The organism is Streptomyces sp. NPDC052107 (assembly GCF_040680215.1).
Classification (GTDB): Bacteria; Actinomycetota; Actinomycetes; order Streptomycetales; family Streptomycetaceae; genus Streptomyces.
On the sequence record NZ_JBFAWG010000069.1, the window covers coordinates 1 to 22,864 of the forward strand.

At 70.7% G+C, this 22,864-nt stretch carries 19 protein-coding genes and 2 pseudogenes; 11 read left to right on the forward strand and 10 right to left on the reverse strand.

Annotated features, from left to right (window positions below):
* Positions 1 to 145: 145 nt before the first annotated feature.
* Positions 146 to 358, reverse strand: a complete 213-nt coding sequence (locus AB0M27_RS37480) for a TetR family transcriptional regulator C-terminal domain-containing protein (RefSeq protein WP_365728901.1) — start codon at positions 356 to 358, stop codon at positions 146 to 148.
* 210 nt (positions 359 to 568) lie between these two features.
* Between AB0M27_RS37480 and AB0M27_RS37485 the strand changes: the two genes are divergently transcribed.
* Positions 569 to 1,006, forward strand: coding sequence for a VOC family protein (locus AB0M27_RS37485; protein WP_365728903.1), 438 nt, complete (start codon positions 569 to 571; stop codon positions 1,004 to 1,006).
* A 182-nt stretch (positions 1,007 to 1,188) separates the two neighbouring features.
* Here AB0M27_RS37485 and AB0M27_RS37490 read toward each other — a convergent pair whose 3' ends face one another.
* The 5 genes from AB0M27_RS37490 to AB0M27_RS37510 all read right to left on the reverse strand — a co-directional run bounded on the left by AB0M27_RS37490 (position 1,189) and on the right by AB0M27_RS37510 (position 5,936).
* A complete protein-coding gene (locus AB0M27_RS37490; protein WP_365728905.1) occupies positions 1,189 to 1,932 on the reverse strand; it encodes a methyltransferase domain-containing protein in 744 nt (247 codons plus the stop codon).
* A 208-nt stretch (positions 1,933 to 2,140) separates the two neighbouring features.
* The gene (locus tag AB0M27_RS37495; RefSeq protein ID WP_365728907.1) at positions 2,141 to 2,596 is read right to left on the reverse strand and encodes a MaoC family dehydratase; all 456 of its coding nucleotides are present in this window, start codon (positions 2,594 to 2,596) and stop codon (positions 2,141 to 2,143) included.
* A 16-nt stretch (positions 2,597 to 2,612) separates the two neighbouring features.
* Entirely contained in the window at positions 2,613 to 4,121 is a 1,509-nt protein-coding gene (gene menE, locus AB0M27_RS37500) for an o-succinylbenzoate--CoA ligase (protein ID WP_365728909.1), read from the reverse strand.
* Positions 4,122 to 4,131: 10 nt separating this feature from the next.
* Positions 4,132 to 5,019 (reverse strand): amidohydrolase family protein, encoded by an 888-nt coding sequence (locus AB0M27_RS37505; protein WP_365728910.1) that lies wholly within the window; start codon positions 5,017 to 5,019, stop codon positions 4,132 to 4,134.
* Positions 5,019 to 5,936: an SDR family oxidoreductase gene (locus tag AB0M27_RS37510; protein ID WP_365728913.1), complete on the reverse strand. Its 918-nt coding sequence runs from the start codon at positions 5,934 to 5,936 to the stop codon at positions 5,019 to 5,021. Before AB0M27_RS37510 ends, AB0M27_RS37505 begins: the two co-directional genes overlap by 1 nt.
* Positions 5,937 to 6,230: 294 nt before the next feature.
* Here AB0M27_RS37510 and AB0M27_RS37515 point away from each other — a divergent pair, with 294 nt between their 5' ends.
* From AB0M27_RS37515 to AB0M27_RS37530, 4 genes are all read left to right on the forward strand, one after another.
* The gene (locus AB0M27_RS37515; protein WP_365728915.1) at positions 6,231 to 6,656 is read left to right on the forward strand and encodes a MarR family transcriptional regulator; all 426 of its coding nucleotides are present in this window, start codon (positions 6,231 to 6,233) and stop codon (positions 6,654 to 6,656) included.
* An 84-nt stretch (positions 6,657 to 6,740) separates the two neighbouring features.
* Positions 6,741 to 7,562, forward strand: coding sequence for a PaaX family transcriptional regulator C-terminal domain-containing protein (locus AB0M27_RS37520; protein ID WP_365728917.1), 822 nt, complete (start codon positions 6,741 to 6,743; stop codon positions 7,560 to 7,562).
* Between the two features lie 171 nt (positions 7,563 to 7,733).
* Positions 7,734 to 9,146 carry an alpha/beta hydrolase gene (locus AB0M27_RS37525; protein ID WP_365728919.1) on the forward strand — a complete coding sequence of 471 codons (1,413 nt, stop codon included), beginning with the start codon at positions 7,734 to 7,736 and terminating at the stop codon, positions 9,144 to 9,146.
* A gap of 15 nt (positions 9,147 to 9,161) precedes the next feature.
* A complete protein-coding gene (locus AB0M27_RS37530; protein WP_365728921.1) occupies positions 9,162 to 10,751 on the forward strand; it encodes an MFS transporter in 1,590 nt (529 codons plus the stop codon).
* A 999-nt stretch (positions 10,752 to 11,750) separates the two neighbouring features.
* Here the strand turns inward: AB0M27_RS37530 and AB0M27_RS37535 are convergent.
* Both AB0M27_RS37535 and AB0M27_RS37540 read right to left on the reverse strand, forming a co-directional pair.
* Positions 11,751 to 13,331: an alpha/beta hydrolase gene (locus tag AB0M27_RS37535; protein WP_365728923.1), complete on the reverse strand. Its 1,581-nt coding sequence runs from the start codon at positions 13,329 to 13,331 to the stop codon at positions 11,751 to 11,753.
* 197 nt (positions 13,332 to 13,528) lie between these two features.
* Positions 13,529 to 14,146: a DUF6629 family protein gene (locus AB0M27_RS37540; RefSeq protein ID WP_365728926.1), complete on the reverse strand. Its 618-nt coding sequence runs from the start codon at positions 14,144 to 14,146 to the stop codon at positions 13,529 to 13,531.
* A 154-nt stretch (positions 14,147 to 14,300) separates the two neighbouring features.
* On the opposite strand from AB0M27_RS37540, the gene AB0M27_RS37545 reads away from it, so the two are divergent.
* Positions 14,301 to 14,516: a DUF4177 domain-containing protein gene (locus tag AB0M27_RS37545; protein WP_055703870.1), complete on the forward strand. Its 216-nt coding sequence runs from the start codon at positions 14,301 to 14,303 to the stop codon at positions 14,514 to 14,516.
* A gap of 223 nt (positions 14,517 to 14,739) precedes the next feature.
* Entirely contained in the window at positions 14,740 to 17,172 is a 2,433-nt protein-coding gene (locus AB0M27_RS37550) for a SpoIIE family protein phosphatase (RefSeq protein WP_365728928.1), read from the forward strand.
* 176 nt (positions 17,173 to 17,348) lie between these two features.
* Here AB0M27_RS37550 and AB0M27_RS37555 read toward each other — a convergent pair whose 3' ends face one another.
* On the reverse strand, positions 17,349 to 18,011 hold the full coding sequence (locus AB0M27_RS37555; RefSeq protein ID WP_365728930.1) for a methyltransferase domain-containing protein: 663 nt from the start codon (positions 18,009 to 18,011) through the stop codon (positions 17,349 to 17,351).
* Between the two features lie 88 nt (positions 18,012 to 18,099).
* Here AB0M27_RS37555 and AB0M27_RS37560 point away from each other — a divergent pair, with 88 nt between their 5' ends.
* Entirely contained in the window at positions 18,100 to 18,735 is a 636-nt protein-coding gene (locus tag AB0M27_RS37560) for a TetR/AcrR family transcriptional regulator (RefSeq protein WP_365728932.1), read from the forward strand.
* A gap of 172 nt (positions 18,736 to 18,907) precedes the next feature.
* Here AB0M27_RS37560 and AB0M27_RS37565 read toward each other — a convergent pair.
* Positions 18,908 to 19,120: pseudogene (locus tag AB0M27_RS37565) on the reverse strand (sugar ABC transporter ATP-binding protein); the annotation flags it as partial.
* Between AB0M27_RS37565 and AB0M27_RS37570 the strand changes: the two are divergent.
* From AB0M27_RS37570 to AB0M27_RS37580, 3 genes and pseudogenes are all read left to right on the forward strand, one after another.
* Positions 19,118 to 19,219, forward strand: a pseudogene (locus tag AB0M27_RS37570) (sugar ABC transporter substrate-binding protein); the annotation flags it as partial. The pseudogenes AB0M27_RS37565 and AB0M27_RS37570 sit on opposite strands and share 3 nt — an antisense overlap.
* A 186-nt stretch (positions 19,220 to 19,405) precedes the next feature.
* The gene (locus AB0M27_RS37575) at positions 19,406 to 20,578 is read left to right on the forward strand and encodes an ROK family transcriptional regulator (RefSeq protein ID WP_365728935.1); all 1,173 of its coding nucleotides are present in this window, start codon (positions 19,406 to 19,408) and stop codon (positions 20,576 to 20,578) included.
* 314 nt (positions 20,579 to 20,892) lie between these two features.
* Positions 20,893 to 22,764 (forward strand): CBM35 domain-containing protein, encoded by a 1,872-nt coding sequence (locus AB0M27_RS37580; RefSeq protein WP_365728937.1) that lies wholly within the window; start codon positions 20,893 to 20,895, stop codon positions 22,762 to 22,764.
* Positions 22,765 to 22,864: the final 100 nt, after the last annotated feature.

Genomic DNA, 22,864 nt, shown 5'->3' on the forward strand with positions numbered 1-22,864 from the left:
GAGGAGGGTGCCCGACGTCGCCTGGGCGCCGGGCGTGCGCGTAGCACTCTGCCACAGGTTCACTACGCTTCGCTAATCCAACTGGTGAGCCTGCCTTGGGCGGCCCCCTCCTGTCATGTTTCCACTTCGAGGGAAGCCCTCGGCATCACTCCGCCGGCACCTCGTCCGGCAGGCCCAGCGCGGCCGAGACCTGGCGCCAGATGGCTGTGAGGGCCTTGTCCAGGGTGACCGTCGGGTCGCGGAGCATCAACCGGATGCCGTAGCCGTCGCTCAGGGACAGGATGAGCGTGCTCAGGTCGTCCACGTCGACCGGCGTGAACTCGCCGGATGCGATGCCGCGCCGCACCGCGTCGGCCACCCAGGTGTGCGGCTGCGCCTACAGGTCCACGGCGAAGGCCCGGGTCGTCTCGTCGCGCAGGGACCGCTTGTTGTCATGACAACTGGTGTCAAGGCAACTCTACGGGGGCTCCGCGCTCCACGCCGATCCGGCCTCGCATCACGGCACAGGTCTCCGGTCGTAGGCCCACAGCCTGATTCGCCCGAGGCGGAAGCGTGTCAGGATCGACTCATGTCTCACTCCTGGCCCAGCCACCTAGACGTGGGAGCGGTCCGGTTCGCCCGGCCGACCGCGAAGTACGACGACGTTCTCGTCTTCTACCGTGATGTCCTCGGCTTGCCGGTACTCGCCCAATGGCGCGGCCACCAGGGTTACGACGGCGTCGTCTTCGGCCTGCCAGGCACACCGGTGCACATGGAGCTTCTGCAGCACGGCGACCCACCGCGCATCCCCGAGCCGCACCCGGAGAATCAGCTGGTGCTCTACCTCCGTGGCCCCGAAGCCGTGACCGCCGCCGTCCGACGCCTCGCCGAGCACGGCCACGGCCCGGTCCCTTCGGCGAACCCGTACTGGCCGGAACACGGCGCGGCGCTCTTCGAGGACCCGGACGGCTGGCAGGTCGTGCTGGCACCCTGGGTTTTCGGCGAAGAGCCCCCACCGGCCGCCTGAAGGCCCGCCGAGCGCCCCAAGCGCCGGTCGGCCCTTTCCGCATTGCCGTCGAGTTCGGGGTGCCCTGTCCGCCACACGAGTCCGCCGAGGCAGCGATCGACTGCTGCGCCGCGACGACGGCTGTCCGGGTGCCCGGCTGCAACCCGGCGGAGGGTGGCGTGTCCATGCGCCCCCAGCCTCGGTCAGCGGCGCATGAGCGCGAAGACGCCCCAGCCCAGGTATTCGCGTTCGTAGCGGGCGTAGCGGACGGGGTCGGTGCTGAGCTCCTCCCGGAATGCGGGGGCGAGTTCGTCGGGGTTGCTGTCGAGCCAGCGGCGGATGTTGAGCCACTGGGCGGCGCGGTAGCGGTCCCAGCTGTCCTGGTCCGCGAGCACCATCTCGACCACGTCGTAGCCGAGCGTGCCGAACCGCTCGATCAGCCCGGCCAGCGGGAGGAAGTCGTCACGACTGCCGGCATGGCAGGCTTCGACGGACTCCTGGCTCGGGGGCTCGCGCCGCCAGAACGGCTTACCGATCAGGATCGTCCCGCCCGGGCGGAGGCTGCTCTGCAGCCGGCGGACCGTGCCGGGGACACCGCCGCCGATCCAGGTGGTGCCGACGCGGCCCGCGATGTCGACGGGGTCCTCGGCGACGTGACCTGAGGCGTCGCCGTGGATGAACGTGATCCGGTCGGCGACACCCAGTTCCAAGGCCCGGACGCGAGCGCGGGCGGTGAACACCGTGCTGATGTCCACCCCGGTCCCGGTGATCTCGTGGTCGCGGGACCAGGTGCACAGCATCTCGCCCGAACCGCAGGCCAGATCGAGCACGCGTGCCCCGGGCGCCGGCCCGGGCGCCCGGCCGAGGACGGCCAGCTTCTCGCCGTTGAAGGGGTTGTGGATGCGGTGGCTGCTCTCGCGGACGGTGAAGCTACGTGGAAGATCCACTTCGGGGGTTCCTTCGATCGGAAGAGGTCGGGTCATTCGCTCGCGGCTCGCGGAAGTCCGCCGCATCCACCCGGACCCTCATCCAACGCACCCCGCTCACCCGCTCGTTCACCGACGCGGTCGAGCTATGCGGCGGTGCACGCCCTGTCCATCGGCTTTCGCACGGCTCGTCGCACCAGCCCCGCCGCGCTGGTCCGAGCGACGTAGGTCAGGCGTAGAACCGGGACAGGCTCTGGAGAACCGCGGCGGGCTTGGTGCCGTCCTCCACCTCGATCGTGCCGTCGACGGTGATCTGGACGCCGCCGGGCACGTCGTCGACCGAGCTGAGGCGGGCGGCGAGCCGGATGTGGGATCCGGCCTTCACCGGCGCGGGGAAACGCACCTTGTTCAGGCCGTAGTTGACCTTCGTGGTCACGCCCTGCACATCCAGCAGTTCGGTGAAGAGGGGAATGAAGAGGGACAAGGTGAGGTAGCCGTGCGCGATCGGCGCGCCGAAGGGGCCCTGGGCCGCCCGCTCCGGGTCGGTGTGGATCCACTGGTGGTCGCCGGTGGCGTCGGCGAAGGTGTCGATGCGCTCCTGCCTGACCTCGATCCACTCGCTGGTGCCGAGGTCACTGCCGGCGAGCTTCTTCAGTTCGTCCAGGCCGTTGACGGTGATGCTCATGAGTCGGCTTCCTTGCTCAGGGTGTTGGGGTGCCGTAGCGGTGACGCACCCGGGACTTGAGGAGCTTTCCGGAGGCGGTGCGCGGGAGTTCGTCCGTGACCACCACCGACTTGGGGATCTTGTACTTGGCGAGCCGTCCGGTCAGTGAGGCCAGCACCTCGTCCGGGTCGAGGTCGGCTCCCGGGGCGGGGACGACGACCGCGCGGGGCACCTCGCCCCACTTGTCGTCGGGGACCCCGATCACCGCGCACTCGGCGATGCCGGGGTGGGCGAGCAGGAGGTCCTCGACCTCGGCGGGGTATACGTTCTCTCCGCCGGAGATGATCATGTCCTTGATCCGGTCGACGATGTGCACGTAACCGTCTTCGTCGACCCGGGCCGCGTCCCCGCTGCGGAACCAGCCGTCCGCGAAGGCGGCCTCGGTCTCCTCCGGCAGTCCCCAGTAGCCGGGCATGACATGTGGTCCGCGCACCACGACCTCGCCGGTCTCGCCGACGCCGACCGGGGTGAGGTCGGGTCGTACGACCCGTACGTCGCTGAAGAAGTGCGGTACGCCCGCCGAGCCCGCCTTCTCGACCGCGTGCTCCGCGTCCAGGAAGAGGGTGCCGGGCGCGGCCTCCGTCATGCCGTAGCCCTGGAGGAAGGTGAGCCCGCGCTGCTGGTAGGCGGCGATGAGCGGGGTCGGCACCGGTGATCCGCCGCAGGTCAGCATGCGGAGGGACGACAGGTCGGCGTCCGCCCAGCGGGGGTGCCGGGCGACGTGGTCGAACATCGTCGGCACCCCGAACATGAAGGTGATCCGGTGCCGTTCGATCAGGTGGAGGGTGGTCTCCGGGTCGAAGGTCTCGACCAGGACGCAGGTGCCGCCCTTGAGCAGCACCGGCAGCGTCAGCATGTTGAGGCCCGCGGTGTGGAACAGCGGTGCGGAGACCAGGGCGCGTTCGTCGGCGATCAGGTCGTGGTCGACCAGGACGTTGACGGCGTTCCAGGTGAGGTTGCCGTGGGTGAGCATCGCGCCCTTGGGGCGGCCGGTCGTCCCCGAGGTGTACATGATGATGCAGGTGTCGTCGGGTGTGACCGGTTCGTCGATCGGCTCGTCCGACGCGGCTGCCAGGACCTGTTCGTATGCGTCGCCGATCTCGATGCAGGTCCGTACGTCCGTCTCGCCCGGGAGTTCCGCGACGAGTCCGGCGTGTGCGGGGCCGTGGACGAGGACCCTGGCGCCGGAGTCGGCGAGTTGGTAGGCGATCTCGGGGCCGGCGAGGCGGGTGTTGAGGGGGGCGAAGACCGCGCCGAGCGTGCCGGCTGCGAACAGGGTCTCCAGGTAGGCCGGGTGGTTGGGGCCGAGGTGGGCGATGCGGTCGCCGCGCCTGACGCCACGGGCGCGCAGGGCGTGGGCGAGGCGGGTGACCCGTGTGTACAGGGTGCGGTAGTCGGTCGACCGCTCGTCGTGGATCAGGGCCGTGCGGTGCGGGGTCTTGCGGGCCCGGCGTGCGGGCCACGACCCCAGTCCCTCGTTGCGCATCTGCCACCCCTTACGGTTTCGTCAGCCCGAGCAACCGGGCCGCGTTCTCCTTGAGGATCTTCGGCCTGACCTCGTCCTTGATGGACAGCTTCGCGAAGTCGGCGAGCCATCGGTCCGGGGTGAGCACCGGGAAGTCGGAGCCGAACAGCACCTTGTCCTTCAGCAGCGTGTTGGCGTACTGCACCAGCTGCGGCGGGAAGTACTTCGGCGACCAGCCGGAGAGGTCGATGTGCACACCGGGCTTGTGGGTCGCCACCGCCAGGGCCTCGTCCTGCCAGGGGAACGACGGATGCGCCAGGATGATCTTCAGATGGGGGAAGTCGGCGGCGACGTCGTCCACATGGAGCGGGTTGGAGTACTTCAGGCGGATGCCGCCCCCGCCGGGCACGCCGGCGCCGATGCCGGTCTGGCCGGTGTGGAAGAGCGCGATGGTGCCGGTCTCCTCGATCACCTCGTACAGGCCGTAGGCCACGGAGCGGTCGTCGGGGAAGAAGCCCTGGATGCTGGGGTGGAACTTGAAGCCCCGCACCCCGTACTCCTCGACGAGCCGTCGGGCCTGCCGCACGCCCGCCTTCCCGCGGAAGGGGTCGATGGAGGCGAACGGGATCAGCACGTCGGAGTTCGCGGCCGCGGCTGCGGCGACCTCCTCGTTGGGGACGGGTTCGGTGCCGGTCGCGGACTCGGCGTCCACCGTGAAGATGACGGCGGCCATCCGCCGCTCACGGTAGTACGCGGCGGTCTCCTCCAAGGTGGGCTTCCGTTTGCCCTCGACCTTGAAGTAGGCGGAGGAGGCGTCGTGCAGGTCGTCGTCCAGGGAGGAGTGGCCCTTGGAGGACACCTCCGCGTGGGTGTGGACGTCGATCGCGACCAGTTCTTCCGGCCTCGGTGCGGATGCCATCACGCCTCCGGGATCTTCGGGGCGGGGATGCCCACGGACTGCGGCTCGGCGCCGACCGAGGTGGGCCAGGCGTCGGCCAGGGAGTCGGGGGTCCAGCCGCCGTCGGCGTAGGCGGTCCGGATCTCCTGTGGGTGCGACCACAGTGCCACCTTGTCGCCGCCGACGCCGATGCACTGACCGGTGATGCCACGGGCTGCCCCGGAGGCCAGGAAGGGGACGAGGGCCGCGCAGTCCTCGGGGGTGCCGAAGCCCTCCCCCTTGCGCAGGAACGCCGGCAGCGGTGCACCGTTCCTCATCGCCTCGATGTACGGGGCGAAGGCGGGGATGGTCTCGGTCATCGCGGTCGCGGCGACCGGCACGATCGCGTTGACGGTGATGTTGGCGCGGGCCAGTTCCAAGGACCAGGTGCGGGCCATCGCGGCGATTCCGGCCTTGGCGGCGGCGTAGTTGGTCTGGCCGAAGTTGCCGCGCTGCCCGGCCGGGGAGCCGACGAGGACGAGCGTGCCGCCCTCACCCTGCTCGCGCATGCGGACGGCGGCAGCGCGGGCGCAGGTGAAGGTCCCCCTGAGATGGGTGGTGACCACCGCGTCGAAGTCGTCGTCGGTCATCTTCCACAGCACCTTGTCGCGCAGGATGCCCGCGTTGGTGACCAGGATGTCGAGCCGGCCGAACTCCTCGACGGCGCGGTTCACCAGCCGGTCGGCGGCCTCGGTCGTGCCGACCGGGACCACCTCGGCGACGGCGGTGCCGCCGGCCTCGGTGATGGACTCGACGGCCTGCTCGGCCACGGCTTCGTCGATGTCGTTGACGACCACGGACGCGCCGCGGGCGGCCAGGGCGTGCGCATAGGCGAGGCCGAGGCCCCGGCCGCTTCCGGTGACGACGGCGGACTGGCCGGTCAGATCGATGGTGGGCACGAGCGGTCCCTTCGCATGGGGTGTGTTCGTGGGGCGGGTGGCCCGCGCCGGTCGGGCGCGGTGGTGCCTGCGCAGATCGGGCACGGAGGCTCGCCCTCGAGATCGAAGCTAAGAGCAATAATTGTTGTCGTCAATAGTTGTTGGTGACCTTCCAGTGCGTCATGCTGGAATCCGCACGCGAAACCACCGCCCGGGGCGCCGAAACTCGGCGATCCCGGGACCGAGACCAGGGAGCCCGCCATCGCCCGCCAGCACATCGACAACCCGTCCCCCATCGACGCCGACGAGCCGTGGATGCGGGCGCTGCACGCGGACACGGGCTACCTGCTGTACCGCCTGGGCCTGCGCTCCGGTCAGTTGTTCAACACGTTCCTGCAGGAGTCGGGGCTACGGCTGCGGCACTACGCCGTGCTGCGCCTCCTCGCCACCTGCGAGGGCGCGCTGCAGCGTGAGCTGAGCGCCCGGCTCGGCTACGACCCGAGCGCGATCGTCGGCCTGGTCGACGACCTGGAGAAGCTGGGCTTCGCCGAGCGCCGCCCCGCCCCGGAGGACCGCCGGAGCCGAATCGTCGCCCTCACCGAGGAGGGCCGCGCGTTCCTCCGGGACACGGACCATGCGGGTCAGCGGGTGACCGACGAACTGCTCGCCCCGCTCGCGCCCGCCGAACGGGAGACGCTGCACGTCCTCCTGCTGCGTGTCGCGGAGAACAGGCTCGCCTGACGCTCCGGCCGTCGTGCGTCCGGCCATGACCGCCGGCCGATCGCCGCATGTGTCATGAGGAACGCGGGCTCGTAAGGTGTCCGCGTGACCGGTCCCGTCCCCCGCCCTCAGTCCCTCCTGCTCAGCTTCCTCGGTGACGAGGTGCTGGGCCGCGGGGTGTGCGTGTACACGGGGAGCGTCATCGAGGTGTTCCGGCGCGCCGGCGTCGGAGAGCAGGCCACCCGGTCCACCCTCACCCGCATGGTCGGCCGCGGTCTGCTGACCCGCCGGCGCGAGGGCCGGCGGACCTATGTCGGACTCACCGGCCGCTCGGAGGCGATCCTGCGCGACGGCGAGCGGCGCATCTGGAAGACCGGCGCGGTCAACCGGGACTGGGACGGCACCTGGACCCTCCTCGGCTTCTCGCTCCCGGAATCATGGCAGCGTCAACGGCACGATCTGCGCTCCCAGTTGACCTGGGCGGGCTTCGGCGCGCTGTTCAGCGGGCTGTGGATCGCACCCGGCGAGGTCGACGTCTCCGGGATCGTCGCCGAGTTGGGCCTGGAAGCGCATGTGAAGGTCTTCCGGGCACATGCGGACGCCGGCATGGACATCGCCGAGATGATCGACGACACCTGGGACCTGGGCGAACTGGCCGCACACTACCGGCGGTTCGAGGAGTCCTGGCGGCCGTACGCGTCGGGTGGCGCGGACCTGACCGCCGAGGACGCGCTCGCGCTGCGCCTCCGGCTGACCGCCGAGTGGCTCCAAGTGATCCGCGGCGACCCCCGGTTGCCCGTACGGCATCTGCCGGCGGACTGGCCGGCCGCGGCGGCGGAGAAGACGTTCCGCGCGGTCCACTCCCTGCTGGAAGCGCCCGCCCGGGACGCGGCGCGCCGGCTGATCGAGACGATTCCGGCGGCGTAGCGCCGTACGCACCTGCCCCACCTCGCGCGCTCTCCGCCACCGATGTTGTGCAATGTCTTGACCGCCGCAAGAAATCAGCCCTACATTCCTCCACACCTTCGTTCAGTGCACTGAGCATCTGCCGATCTCCCAGGGTCTCCGCTCCGCAGCCGCCCACAAGGAGCCACCTCCATGCCTGCCAGCACCCGCCCCCGAACTCCCCGCACCCGTCTGCGCATCGCCCTGGCCGTCCTGGCCACGCTGGCGTCCGCGACCCTCACGGCCGTCCCCGCGCCCGCCGCCCGGGCGGACACACCGACCACCGGCCGCCTCACCGGCACCCTCTCCGACGGCGCGACCTGGATCGCGGACGTCCCCGCCCACTGGAACGGCACCCTGCTGCTGTTCAGCCACGGCTTCGGCCCCACCGTCGCCAATGACGCGCCCTCCGACGCCGTACGCACCCAATTGCTCGCCGAGGGCTATGCGATGGCCGGGTCGTCGTACGACCCCCATGGCTCGATGTGGGCCCTGAACAGCGCCGAACGCGACCAGTTCGCCATGCTCGACGCCGTCACCGGCAAGATCGGCACCCCGCGGCGCACCCTCGCCGTCGGCCAGTCCATGGGCGGGCTCGTCAACGCGCAGATCGCCCGCGACGGCGCCGGCCGCGTCGACGGCGCGCTCGGCCTGTGCGGCCTGGTCGCGGGCGGCACCGACCTGGACAACTACCAGCTCGACGCCGAGTACACCATCGCCCGGCTGCTCCTGCCCGGGCAGGACGTCGACCTGGTCCGCTTCGGCTCCGCCGACACAGCTGCCGCCACCGCCAAGAAGCTCACCGACGCCGTCACCGCCGCACAGACCACTCCGCAGGGCCGCGCCCGGATCGCACTGGCCGCGGCCTTCCTCAACCTGCCCGCCTGGGCGCCCGGACAGGACCAGCCGGCACCGACGGACTGGGCGGGCCAGGAGGAGCAGCAGTACGCGTGGTTCGCACAGGGCATCCTGTCGTTCGTCGAGGGCGGCCGGTACTCCGTCGAGCAGTCCGCCGGCGGCAACAACTCCTGGAACCTGGGCGTCGATTACGCCCGGCTGCTCGCCGATTCCGTCCACGCACCGCAGGTCCGCGCCCTGTACCGGGCGGCCGGACTCGACCTGGGCGCCGACCTGACATTCCTGACCCGGGGCGCCGCGATCACCGCCGACCCCGCCGCGGTCCGTACCGCGCAGCGCACCTCCTCCGCCGGTCAGGGCCTCGGCGTACCGCTGCTGGACGTGCACACGATCGCCGACAACCTGGTCCCGGTCGAACAGGAGCGGCAGTTCGGCGACCGGGTGCGCACGGCCGGGGACGGAGCGCTGCTGCGGCAGGCCTACGTCGAGCGGCAGGGCCACTGCGCGTTCACCACCGCCGAGACCGTGTCCGCCCTGCACGCGCTCGAACACCGCGTCTCGTCCGGCCACTGGGACGACGCCGCGACCCCGGCGGCGCTCCAGCGGTCCGCCACCGCGCTCGGTCTGGACGGGGCGGCGTACGTCCCCTACCACCCGGCACACCTGACGGTCGGCCGCGACCGCCCGGCGCACCCCACCCACCCTTGAGATCGGGACCCGCTCATGTCCGACACATCCGCCACCCCGCGCACATCCCTCCCCCTCGGCACACTCGTCGCCGGCTGTCTCGCCGTCTGCCTCGCCCAGGTCGGCCTCGCCATACCGGCCACCCTCAACGGCCTGTTCCAGGAACACCTCCACCCCGTCGGCTCCCAACTCACCTGGATCTCCGACGCGTTCCTGCTGCCCGTCGCCGTGCTCGAACTCTCCTTCGGCGTTCTCGGCGACCTCTTCGGCCGCAAACAGCTCCTCGTCGGCGGCGCCGCGCTGCTGTGCGCGGGCGAGGTCGTCGCCGCGAGCGCCGCCGGAATCCATCAGCTGTGGGTGGGGCAGGCGCTGGCCGGTCTCGGCGCCGCCGCGCTCTTCCCCACCTCGCTCGCCATGATCGCGGCCGGCACACACACCGGCCCGCAGCGCGCCCGCGCCATCGCCGTATGGGCCTCCAGCCTGTCCGCGGGCGGCTTCCTCGCCCCGCTGCTCGGCGGGATCACCGGCACCTACGGCTCGTGGCGCTCGGCGTTCGTGGTGGTGGCCGTGCTGGCCGCGGCGAGCGCGCTGGTAGGTCTGTGGCTCGCCACCAACTCCCGGTCACCGGAAGGCCGTTCACTCGACGTCGGCGGCCAGATCACCATCGGCGTCGGTCTGTTCGCCCTGCTGTACGCCGTCATCCAGGGGCCGACGGACGGCTGGGGGTCGACTCCGGTGGTCGTGGCGTTCGTGATCGCCGCGGTGTTCGTGGGCCTGTTCGTGGCCGCCGAGAGCAGGGCCCGCTCCCCACTTCTGCGCCTGGACCTGTTCCGCAACCGTTCCTTCGCGATCGCGTCGGTCGTCGCGGTCGTGGGCATGTTCAGCTTCCTCGGCACGGCGTACGCGGCGAGCATCCGGCTCGGCCCCATCCAGCACCAGAGCCCGATGCGCACCGCCTTCGCGTTCCTGCTGCTCAACGGAATCACCCCGGTCCTCACCCCGCTGACCTCCCGGCTGCTGCACCGACTGCCCGCCCGGGCGCTGCTCACCACCGGGCTGGCGCTGATCGCCGCGGGCGACTTCCTTGCCGCCGGGCTCGACGTCGACGACCGGAACCTGGCCTCGCTGATCCTGCCGCTCGGACTGGTCGGCATCGGCTTCGCCTTCACGGTGTCGTCCATCACCGCGACCGCCGTCAACACGGTGCCGCTGCCGCTGGCCGGCATGGCGAGCGCGGCGACCAACCTGCTGCGCGACTTCGGCTTCACCCTCGGTCCCGCGGTCATCGGCGCGGTCGCGCTGAGCCAGGCGGCTTCCCGGGTGACCTCCTCGCTGGCCACATCGTCGTCCCTGAACACCGAGTCGAAGGCCGCGGCGCACGAGGTGCTGCAGGAGGGCGGCCCCCTCGCCCTCAACTCCGTCCCCGCCACCTCCCCACCGGGCGCCGCCCGCACATACGCACTGGACGCCCTCGGCCACGGTTACGGCATCGGCTTCGTGGTCTGCGGCTCGGCCGCCCTGTTCTCGGCCCTGCTGGTGGTGACGGCACTGCGCGGACGTACGGTGGAGGAGAGCGCGCCGGCGGCGGAGGACGGCACGGAACGGGCCGCCGTGACCACGGGATGACACCCTCTCGCCGAGCTTTCGGGCTCGCCCATGGCCGGTCAGGGTGCTGCCCGAGAGCCCGAGGAGAACCCGGTACATGAGGACGGCCCGGCCACGAATCGCGCGCTGGACGGCTTCCGGGTCCCCTGACCGAGGGCACCGCCCCCGGACCGCAGTGCGCGCCACGCCAGTTCCGGGCGGTCATCGGCCGGCTCGCCGCCTGGACCGGCCAGGACGTCGGCGGGGCGAGCTGGTTCGCCACGTCCGTGGCCGCCGGACCGGATCGACTCAGGCCCGAACTGGACGCCACCGCGACCGGGCGACGACCGCGGTGGCCGGCTTCCGCGACTGGCTGCGCCACGCCCAACTCGTACGGATGAGTGCTCTCTCGCACCGGTGACAGCGGTCCGGGTGGTGGCGTACGAACGGGACCCGGCGGCGGAGGCGAACGGGTCGTAGGCAGTGGGGCGCAGGCCGGCGCGAGCCGTTGTCAGTGCCGTCCGTCATGACCGGATGCATGAACGAGATCGACACGGCCGTACGCCGGGTCCCCGCACGTGGAGCGGATTCGCCGCATGCGCCACGCTGCAGGGTCTCGTCGGCGCCTCGGGCTGCTGGGACGAGGACTCCTTCGCCGGTATCAGGCGCGTCGGCCGCTATGTCGAGGGCAGTTGGGCGCCCGAGCCGGGTGAGCGGGAGGCCCGTCCGCCGGCGGCGGGCAGCTGGTACGGGGCCCCGAATCTCCCGGAACTCCTCGCCGGCGCCGGCCGTCTGGAGGAGGCCGTCGCGCTCCCGGCCCCGGCTGTACCGGCCAACCGAAGAGTCCTGGCCGTACACCTCATGGAACTCGGGCGCATCAAGGACGCCGTGGCCGTCCTCCAACGGCCCGCGCGGGCCCGGGCTCTCTCGGGCGCCGGCGACGGTCCTCCTGTTCTAGCCGACACGCCGGGGACCGGCCTCTTCGGCCTGTTTTTCGCAGACCGTGCAAGGCCGGTCACCGGGCCGGCTCAAGGAACCGGGTCAGAAGCGCGGCGGTTGCGGTGTGTGCTGCGGGGTCGGGGTGATGCTCGGGTTCGCGCCGGAGGTCCGGCGGCCGGACGGCTTGCAGGTGACGTCGTGTGCCGGAAGCTTTCCGTTGCCCAGGTAGGCGTTGATGGTGCGGTCGGCGCAGGAGCGCGGGTCTGCGGAGTAGATGCCGTGACCCTCGCCGCCCTTGACGTACACCATGCGCGAGCCCTTCAGGGTGTGGTGCATGCCGAGGCCGCTGACCAGGGGCGTCTGGGAGTCCCACTGGTTCTGGACGGTGAGCACGCCGACGTTGTTGTCCACCGCGGTGACGGGCTCGGCCGGCTTGTCCCAGAACGCGCAGGGTGTGATGTTGGAGCCGAAGTCCCCGTAGAGGGGGTACTTGGCCTTGTCCCGGATCGCGTCACGCCGGTACTGCTCGGGGTCGCGTGGCCAGGCCGCGGTGTCGCCACAGACCACGGTCCAGAAGACGGCGGAGCCGTTGTCGTCCGGCGCTTGTGCGGCGGGAGATCCCGCTCGGCGCGGTCCCTGCTGGTCGTCCGGCATGAGGGAGCGGCCGGAGGACGCATGGCCGTCGGCGGCCTTCTCGAGGCTGACGACTGCCTCGGCCGCCGCCTTGGGCCTGAAGAACTCGGCGCGCAGGGCGGCACGGATGTCGTCCCCGGTGAGCTTTTCGGTACCGTCGTCGATGGGGGTGCGGTCGGCTCGGGCGATCAGGTCCCAGAACGTCTTCCTCACCTTGGCAGGGGTGTTGCCGAGTCGGTAGGTGCGGTCGCGCTGCGCGGTCCACTTCGTCCAGCGGACGAACGCCGGCTCGGAGCCCTCCGCCCAGACCTGGATCATGCCGCGCCAGACCCGTTCGGGGTCGACCGCGCTGTCCAGCACGATGCGATCGGTCCGCTGGGGGAACATCTGCGCGAAGACGGCGCCGAGGTACGTGCCGTAGGAGTAGCCCAGGTAGGAGATCTTCCGCTCGCCCAGAACGGCGCGGATGACGTCCATGTCGCGGGCGGTGTTGCGGGTGGTGAAGTGGGGGAGCCTGTCGCCGTTCCTGGCGCGGCACTTGTCGGCGACGGTCCGGGCCCACTTGACGTCATGGCTGAACGTCTCCGGCCTGTAGGGGTGTTCGAAGTTCTGCTCCCTGGCGGTGAGTCCGCAGCTGAGCGGGCTGCTCTGCCCCACGCCGCGCGGGTCGAACCCGATGAGGTCGTACTGCTCGCGTATGTTCTCGGGCATCGCGTCCTTCATCATGACCGGCATGTCCAGGCCTTCGCCGCCCGGTCCGCCGGGGTTGAAGAGGATCACGCCGTGCCGCTTGGCGGGGGCACTGGTCTTGATGCGGGAGATGGCCAGCTTGATGGTCTTGGCGTCGGGCCGGCTGTAGTCGAGCGGGACGTCGATCGTCGCGCACTGGAACGCGGCGGGCCGCGACGCGTCGCATCTGTGCCAGGCGGGCTTCTGGCCGGCGAATCTCTTCAGCGGTTCCGCCGCTGATGCCTGCGCCGGGGCGAGGGCGGGGACCAGCGTTGCCGTGACCCCCACGGCGAGCAAGGGCGCCATGCGTCCGATCCGCACGATGGCCGTTCCTTTCGGTCAACTTCCAGGACGGAACGACCATTTCGTGTCGACGCAGGCGCGCGAATCCCTCTACGGGCCGGTCTTGTTACGACTCGCGGCGTACACAGAAAGAGACGTACGGAGGAGAACCCGAACGGGCCGATCACCATCCGCGCCGAGCGCCGCCGGCACGGCTACGCAACGGTGCACATGCGCTATGCGGTCGTCCGGCGTGCGCGCATCCAGCCGAACAGCACCACCGAGCACAGCGCGGCGACAGCGCACCAGGTGGATACGAACTCAAGCCGCCAGAGCGCCCAGCAGGCCGTCGCGCCGACGGCGACCAGCAGGCCCAGCACAAGGAGCCGCCGGTCGCCGGACAGCAGCAGAGAGCCCACCGTGGCCAGCAAGTAGCCCATGACGAGCTGCGGTACGGGGGAGACATGCAGGACGTACCCGACGGTGTGGCCGCGGATCTCGGCCGTCACCGGTGCGGTGGCGAGGCCGTGCGCGAGCGACGCGGCAGTCACCGCTCCTGCGGCGAGCGGGAAGACCAGCCGGAACCGGGCGTGGGGCGGGGCCACGCACATCACTCCCGCCGGAACCCACACCGCCAGCAGCGGCAGGGCGATGACGGCCCACGCGACGGTCGCGGGTCCGCCGCCCCCGCCCGAGTGCCACACCACCGACTCGACGATCTGGTGGGCCCCCAGCAGCAACGGCAGTGCGGCAAGCGGGAGTTCCCGGCCCCTGCGCACGAGCGCCACACAAGCCACCCCGGCCGCCGCGACACCGCTGCCTGCCACGAGGTCCGCCGTCGCACTCCAGCACATCACGCCGCCAAGGGGTCGCCGCCGAGCGGTCCGTCACGGGCCTCCGCTTCTGCCGCCGACCACGCTACGTCCTTTGTCGCGAGGCCCGATGATGATTAGCTTGCCCCGGCCTTCGCGCCACCACCCGCCCCGGCAGTCAGGAGGAGTCCGCACCATGAGCAGTGGCTACGCGTACGAGTACAAGGTCGTCACCTTCCGGGAGTCGCTGATCGGCGACGCGTTGGACAGCGACAAACTGGAGAAGGTCCTGAACAAGCACGCCGAGGACGGCTGGGGCCTGAAGGCCATCACCTCCGCCGACGTCAAGGGCCGCATAGGGCCCGGAGCCGTGGAAGGACTGCTGCTGACCTTCGAGCGCCCGCGACAGTAACGCGCGCGGAGCCGCCCCGGCACGGCGCAGGACAGGGCGCAAGCCCACCTCCGGCCCTGCCAGGGCAGGTCCACCGGCACCCTCACGGAGACCTGCTGCGGCGGGGCGCGGCTGCGTGATCGTATGCGGCCTGTGCATATGCCGCGGCGGTCCGCCCGAAGACACACCCGGGTCCATGTGAGACCGTAGTCTCAGCAACCCCTTTGCGGATGCGTCCGACACGATGGATCTCAGGGATCTGGCCGGCAAGCCCGGGGGCGACCCGTTCGGCATCACGTCTGCCGCCGTCGCCCTCGTGGACGTACACGGCCTGATCCGTTACTGGAGCCGCAGGGCGGAAGACCTCCTCGGGTATCCGGGGCCCAGCGTGCTGGGGCGGCCCGCGGCGTCCCTCCTCGCCAGCGACCCCTCACCGGCCTCCTTGCTCGCCGCGGCGCAGCAGGTCGGGGAGGGCTGGGAGGGGCTGATCACCGCGCGTCACCGGGCGGGCCACCCGGTCGAGCTGGCCCTGCGGGTGTGTCCGCTGGATGCGGAGCAGGATTCCGTCTGGCTCGCCGTGGCCTGTGAGGTCACCGACTCGCGCCGGTGGGAGCTCGATCAGGCCGTGGTGCGCGGTCTCCTGGAGGAGTCACCGATCGGCATCGCCGTCCTCGACAGTGAGCTGCGCTGCCAATGGGTGAACCATGCGCTGGCCGCCATGGAAGGCCTGCCGGCCGACCTCACGGCTTCGCGCACGGCCGCGCCCGCCGGTCTGGAACAGGTGCCCTCGGCCGTGGACTGGCAAGCGCGCCAGGCGCTGACATCGGGCCGGGTCACGCCGGCGGTGGAGCACGTGGCGCCCCGGCACGGCATGTCACGCCGGAACTCGCACGGCCGGCTCAGGCTCCGCTCGTCGTTCCCGCTGCGGGACGCCGACGGCAAGACGCTCGGGGTGTGTCACACCGCCGTCGACTTCACTGCCGAGGACCGCGCACGCGAGCGGCTCGCCCTGGTCAACGAGGCGGCCCAGCGCATCGGCACCACCCTGGACCTCGACCGCACGGTGCAGGAACTGGCCGAGGTCCTCGTGCCGCAGCTCGCCGACTTCGTGGCGATCGACCTCTTCCAGGGCGTCCTCGCGGCCAGGGACCTCAGCCCGGGGCCGGTCACCGGCGGCACGCTCCAGCGGGCGGTGCACGTGTCGATCCACGAGGAGGCGCCGGAGGCGATCATTCCCATCGGGGAGCCCACCGGGTACCCGCCGCAGTCCCCGCAACGACGTTGTCTCACCACGAGCCGGCCGATCCTCGATCCGGTGCTGGACCCGACGACGTGGTGGCTGGCCGACGACCCGCAGCGCCGGGCCAAGGTCGTCAGTCTCGGTGTGCACACCCACCTCGTGGTGCCGCTCCGGGCGCGGGGCGTGACCATGGGAGTGGTCACGCTGCTGCGCTGGGAGAACCCGAGCCCGTTCGACGAGGACGACCTGCTGCTCGTGGAGGAGCTGGTGGCGCGGGCCGCGGTGTGCGTGGACAACGCCCGGCGGTTCGTCCGGGAACACAACGCGGCCCTCGCCCTCCAGACCAGTCTGCTGCCCCCGGTCCTGCCCGATCACTGCGCCGTCGAGGTCGCCTACCGCTATCTGCCTGCCGACGCCGAGGCCGGCGTGGGCGGCGACTGGTTCGACGTCATCCCGCTCTCCGGCGCCCGCATCGCCCTCGTCGTGGGGGACGTGGTGGGCCATGGCATCCACGCCGCGGCCAGCATGGGCCGGCTGCGTGCGGCGGTACAGACACTGGCCGACATGGATCTGCCCCCCGACGAGCTCCTCGCCCATGTCGACGATCTCGTCCTGCGCCTGGCCGACGAGGCGGAGGCGTCCGAGCACGGGCCGGTGGTGATCGGCGCGACCGGCGTCTACGCGGTCTACGACCCGATCTCACGGAAACTCAACGTGGCGCGCGCCGGACACCCCACCCCTGCCATCGCCCATCTCAGCGAACCGGTCGAACTGCCCGACATCCCCGCCGGCCCCCCGCTGGGACTGGGCGGTCTGCCCTTCGAGTCGGCCGAGATCGAGCTGGAGGAGGGCAGCGTCGTCGCCCTGTACACCGACGGCCTGATCGAGGCCTCCGACCGCGACGTCGACGTCGGCTTCGAGCGACTCTGCTTCGCCCTGGCCCACCCCGACCGGCCGCTGGAGGAGATCTGCGACACGATGGTCCGCATTCTTCTGCCGGACCGTCCGCACGACGACGTCGCCTTCCTCATCGCCCGCACTCGCGCCCTCGCCCCCGACCAGGTGGCCTCCTGGGACGTGCCCGCCGATCCCCGGGCGGTGCACGAGACGCGCGAGAACACCGCCCGCTGCCTGGCCGCGTGGGGTCTGGAGGACCTCGCCTTCACCACCGAGCTGATCGTGAGCGAGCTGATCACCAACGCCATCACGCATGCCTACGGACCGATCAACCTGCGTCTCATCCGCGAGAAGACCCTCATCTGCGAGGTGTCGGACGCCAGCAACACCTCCCCCCATCTGCGCCGTGCCCGCACCACGGACGAGGGAGGGCGAGGTCTCTTCCTGGTCGCGCAGGTCGCCCAGCGCTGGGGCACGCGGTACACCGCCACCGGCAAGACCATCTGGACGGAGCAACAGCTGCCGAACGTGTCCTGCTGAGGGCGGTTCGGGCCTCCCCTTCGAGTCGCGGCACGTGTGTCTACGACCCGCTCTCCCCGTCTGCTTCCCACAGCGGTCTGTCCGCCTGAAGAACACTCAACCGGACGGGGACGCCGTCCACTTCAGCGCCGAAACGCCCGGGGAGCGATCCCGCAGGCCGGATCGGTGCCCCGCCGCTACCGCGTCCGTTGTGCCTGCACATAGGACAGCCATGGCCGCAGGTCGCCGCGCCCGGTCAACTCGAAGCCCGCATCCGTGACGAGGGCGTCCAGCAGGTCGACCCGGTGGTGCGCCATGGCATCGCCGGCCCCGCTGTGCACCAGGTGCCGGCCGATCCTGCTCTTCGGCGGCCGGAACTCCGCGACCAGTAGCCGGCCGCCGGGCCGCAGGACGCGATACATCTCGCGCAGCGCCATGGGCCGCAGCTCCTCCGGCAGATGGTGCAGCATCAAACTCGTGACGACGGTGTCGAAGGAGGCGTCCGGAAGGTCGAGGGCCTCGGCGACGCCCTCACGGTAGTCACAGGGGGCACTGCCCGGGCGCCGGTTCCTGCCGCGGGCGTAGTCGAGGACCGGCGGGGAGGGATCCACGCCGGTCACAGCGCCCTTCGGGCCGATCCGGGCGGCCATGTGCCGGGTCAGGTAGCCGGTACCGCATCCCACGTCCAGGACGCGGTCGCCCGGTACGGCGCCGCTCAGCTCCGCGAGGCGGGCGAAGACGCGGCCTCGGCGCCCGGCGAAACAGAGGGCGCCGAAGAGTTCGTACGCCCGCGGGGTCGCGATGGTCACGCCGGGCGTGTCCGCGTGCGGCTTGCCCTGCATGAGGCGTCCGAGAGGCATGACCTTCCTCCATAACTTAGTCACGACTAAGCTCGATTCCAACTTAGTTCCGACTAAGAAAATCGGCAAGGGGGCATACGATGATCGTGTGACCGAGCCTCGATCCCGCACGCGTACCCGTCTGAGCGCGACAGAGCGCCGTGCCTCGATCCTCGCCGCGGCCACCCAGGTCTTCTCCGAGGCCGGCTACCAGCGCGGCAAGGTCTCCGACATCGCCCGGCGGGTCGGCGTCACCGAACCCGTCGTGTTCCAGAACTTCGGCTCCAAGTCCGCGCTGTACCGGGCGGTCCTCGACCATGCCACCGGCGCGGTCTCCGCACTCCTGCACCAGGCGGCCGACGCGGGCCGGCCGGTCCCCGAGGTGCTCGCGGCGTTCCTGGACCCCGCCCATATGGACCGCTTCCACCGGCCCGGCTCCCACGGCTTCCTCTTCGCCGACGCCACCGCCCTGGCCCACGACCCGGACCTCGGCGAGGCCCTCCGCCAGGTCCACCAGCACCTCGCCGACGCGCTCGCCGACCTGCTCCGCCGCGGCCAGGCCGCCGGTGACGTCCGCGCCGACATCGAGCCCCACACCGCCGCCTGGTGGCTCGTCTCACTCCTGGCCGGCCGCTCCTTCCGCTCGGCCGTCGTCCCGGACCGCGACACCGTGGAGGCGGAACTGACCCGGCTGGCCCTGCAATCACTGCTGCCGCAGCCGCCCGAAGCCCCGGCCGAGTCCTGACGGTCTCGCGGGAAGAAACTCCGCACAGCAGGAGCCGGCGACCGCTCGTCATGGTCCGACCGACTTCCGCGCTGATCACACTCACGCGTGTGGGGGAACCTTGCCCAAGGCCGGACCCCCACACGCCTGTTGAGGTGCGGCGCTGTTACGCATCCGGGTGTGGTCGCCGTCGTCAGGGAGCCGCGTCGGCTGGTGTTGCCACGGGTGCGGTGAGGTCTTCCTCTTCGGGCGGTTCGTCGGTGTCGACGCCGCGCTCCTGGGCCAGTTCGTGCTTGAGAGTGGCGAGTTCGGCGCCGCCGGCCATGTGGTTGGTCAGTTCCTCCAGGCTGACCTCGGTGCGGGAGGTGGACAGCTCCAGGGTGCCCAGGCGGAGCACGCTGAAGTGGCCCTCGGCGCGTCCTTCGCGCTGACCGCCGTGCAGTCGGTGTCCGACGCGGGCAGCAAGGCCAAGGTCGCGACCTTCGACCTCAACAAGGACTCCGTGCGGCACTGACGGCGTGCTCGGCCGCTACCGCCATCCACAGACGTCGGCCATCCACGGCTTTCATCACGCGCCCAACCTCACTCTTTTGCCTACACTTTCCAGGTTCATCGCGCCCAATCCACCGCGAAACAAAGGAGTCTGCTTTATTCATTGACAGCAAAAAAGAACCTCTCTAAGTTTCCGGCCATGCGCTCGGCCCCCTCCCACCAAGCGGCCCCGGACATGACGCCGGCCGCTTCCCTCGTCTTCACCACGCTGCTCTCCCACGGCCCGCTCACTCGTGCCGAGGTGGGGCGGCGGACCCAGCTCTCTCCGGCCGCCGTCACCAAGGCGGTCCGTCCGCTGATGGAGCTCGGCTATCTGGTCGAGGGTGTGGACGAAGGGGCGCGGCCCGCCGTCGGACGTCCGGCCAACCTGGTGTGGGTGGACGGAGGCAGGGCGCTGTTCATCGGGGTCAAGGTGACGGGCGACGAGGTCATCGCCGTACTGGCCGACCTGTGTTGCCGTATCCGGCTGTCCCGGCACGTACGGCTCACGGGACGCGAGCCGGAGGCGGTGCTCCCCGTCATCACCGCACTGGTACAGGAGTTGCTCACGGAGGCCGACGGATTCGGTGTGCAGGTGCGGGGCCTGGGCATCGCGATCTCGGGGGACGTGGACCGCGCGGACGGTGTGGTCCGCTACTCGCCCTTCCTGGAGTGGCGGGACGTACCACTGGCCGAGATCGCCGGGACCGCGACCGGGCTGCCGGTCACGGTCGACAACGACGTGCGGGCGCTCACGGTCGCCGAGCACTGGTTCGGCGCCGGAGTCGGTCTCTCGGACTTCGCCCTGGTGACCGTGGGCGCCGGCATCGGGTGTGGCCTGGTGGTGCATGGGCAGGTGGTGTCGGGCGCGCACGGCGTGGCCGGCGAGATCGGGCATCTGTCACTCGACCCGCTCGGGCCGCTCTGCCACTGCGGCAACCGCGGCTGTGTGGAGGCGATCGCGGCGGATCCGGCGATACTCCGCGCGGTGCGCGAGGCCACGGGCAAGCAGGTGATCGATGCGGCCGAGGCGCTGGAGCTGGCCCACGGCGAAGACCCCGGTGTCAGAGAGGTCTACGCACGCGCCGGCGAAGCCATCGGCAAGGCCATCGGCTTCCTGGTGAACATCCTCGGTCCCGAGCGGGTGGTCATCTCCGGCGAGGGCCTGGCCGCCTACGACCTGGTCGCCGAGGGCATCCGGGACGCGTTCGCCGCGTCCGCCTTCGGCACCGCTGCACAGTGCGACCTGGTGACACGGCCCCTGCCCTTCGAGGAGTGGGCACGCGGGGCCGCCGCCACCGCCATCCAGTCCTTCATGGGATCGGGCATGTGAGAACGAGAAGGAGTAGCGATGACGCTGCAGAGCCGCAGCCCCCACCATCCGACCTCATCCCGGCAGGAATTTCCCTGACCGCGATCCCCATGCTCCTGATGCGCTTCACCGAGCAGCGCCGGTTCATCAGCGGGCTCCCCATCGGCTCGGGCAAGGGCTGAGCCGCCGGACCGACGTCTCTCCGACCGACCGACGGACATCTTCGGCCCGGCTTCGGACCTGTTAACAGGCTCCTCCCGTCCGACCAGCACCACGCCCGTCCCCCACCGGGTGCCGCCGCACGTTCCCCCTCACCTCACCTCAGGAGGCGACCCATGCGGTCATCCCCGTACCGAGTCCTGCGCGGAGCCCTGCCCGGCTTCCCGCGCCGCACCCTCAGAGCGACGCTGGTCCTGGCCGTCACGGCCGGACTCGCCACGGTGGTCCCGGCCGTCGCCACCCAGGCCGCCGCTTCCGGCTCCGCCGGCGCGGCCGCCACCTCGGCCGCGACCACCGACGACGCCGCCTCCGGCCTGGCCGCCAAGCCGTACATGGGCTGGTCGAGCTGGAGTATGCAGTCCTCGCAGTACCCGGGCCTGAACCCGGACGGCAACTACAGCTACCTCACCGAGGCGAACGTCCTGAAGCAGACGGACGCCCTGGCCGCCACGCTGAAGAAGTACGGCTACGACCATGTCAACATCGACGCCGGCTGGTGGATGGACAGGAACTGGACGTCCGAGTTCGACCAGTACGGCCGGCAGACACCCGACCCGGTCCGGTTCCCCCACGGCATGAAGTCGGTCGCCGACCACATCCACTCCAAGGGTCTCAAGGCCGGCATCTATCTGCCCGTCGGCCTGGAGAAGGGTGCGTACGGCGACGGCAAGGTGCCGATATGGAACGCCCAGGGCTGCACCACGGCGGACATCGTCTACCCGGATCTGCGCACCACCAACGGCTGGGACAGCGCCTACAAGCTGAACTTCGACAACCCGTGCGCGCAGAAGTACATCGACTCGCAGGCACAGATGCTCGCGGACTGGGGCTACGACTTCCTCAAGCTGGATGGCGTGGGCCCCGGCTCGTTCAAGTCCGGTGACAACTACAACAACGTCGCGGACGTGGCCGCCTGGCACCAGGCCATCGCCGACACCGGGCGCCCGATCCATCTGGAGCTGTCCTGGTCGCTCGACATCGGCCACGCCGCCGACTGGAAGAAGTACTCCAACGGCTGGCGCATCGACACCGATGTGGAGTGCTACTGCAACACCCTGGTGACCTGGGAGAACTCGGTCAACGACCGGTGGAACGACGCGCCCGCGTGGAGCCACAAGGCAGGTTCGGGCGGCTGGAACGACCTCGACGCGATCGACGTCGGCAACGGCGCGATGGACGGTCTCACCAACGCCGAGCGGCAGAGCTACATGACCCTGTGGGCCATCAACAAGTCGCCCCTGTTCACCGGTGACGACCTCACCAAACTGGACAGCTACGGCCTCTCCCTGCTCAGCAACCAGGAAGTCATCGCCGTCGACCAGAACGACTCGCCCGTCGCGCGCCCCGTCACGCCGCTGGGCGACCAGCAGGTCTGGGCAACCAAGAACGCCAACGGCACGTACACCGTCGCCCTGTTCAACCTCGGCGGCGGGTCGGCCTCCGTCACCGCCGACTGGGCGTCCTTCGGCTTCGCCGGCGCGGCCTCCGTGCGCGACCTGTGGAACCACCAGAACCTCGGCACGTACAAGAACAAGATCACCGCGACCCTGCCCGCGCACGGCTCACGGCTGTTCACCGTCAAGCCCGCCGGCACCCCGCTGGCGACCACCCGCTACGAGGCCGAGTCCGCGAACAACACCCTCACCGGCAACGCCTCCGTCGCCGGATGCGACTCCTGCTCCGGCGGCAAGAAGATCGGCAACCTCTATCTCGACAGCAAGCTGCAGTTCAACGACATCACGGTGAAGAAGGACGGCATCTACACCGTCAACGTCGCCTACGTCAGCGGTGACCCCCGCTCGGTCACCGTCTACTCCAACAGCGGCCATGGCACCAGCCTGAAGTTCCCCTCCACGGGCGACTGGGGCACGGTCGACACCGTCAGCGTCCAGTTGGCGCTGAAGGCAGGCTCCAACACCATCACCTTCGACAGCGGCTGGGACTACTCCCCCGACATCGACAGGATCGACGTACCCAAGTCCGCCTGACCCTCCCGCCGGGCCCGGGGGCGAGACGCCCCCGGGCCCCGTCCCCCACCGCCATCCGGTTCCGCAGCCCTCGGGCATGCCCACGCCCGACCGCCCGTAT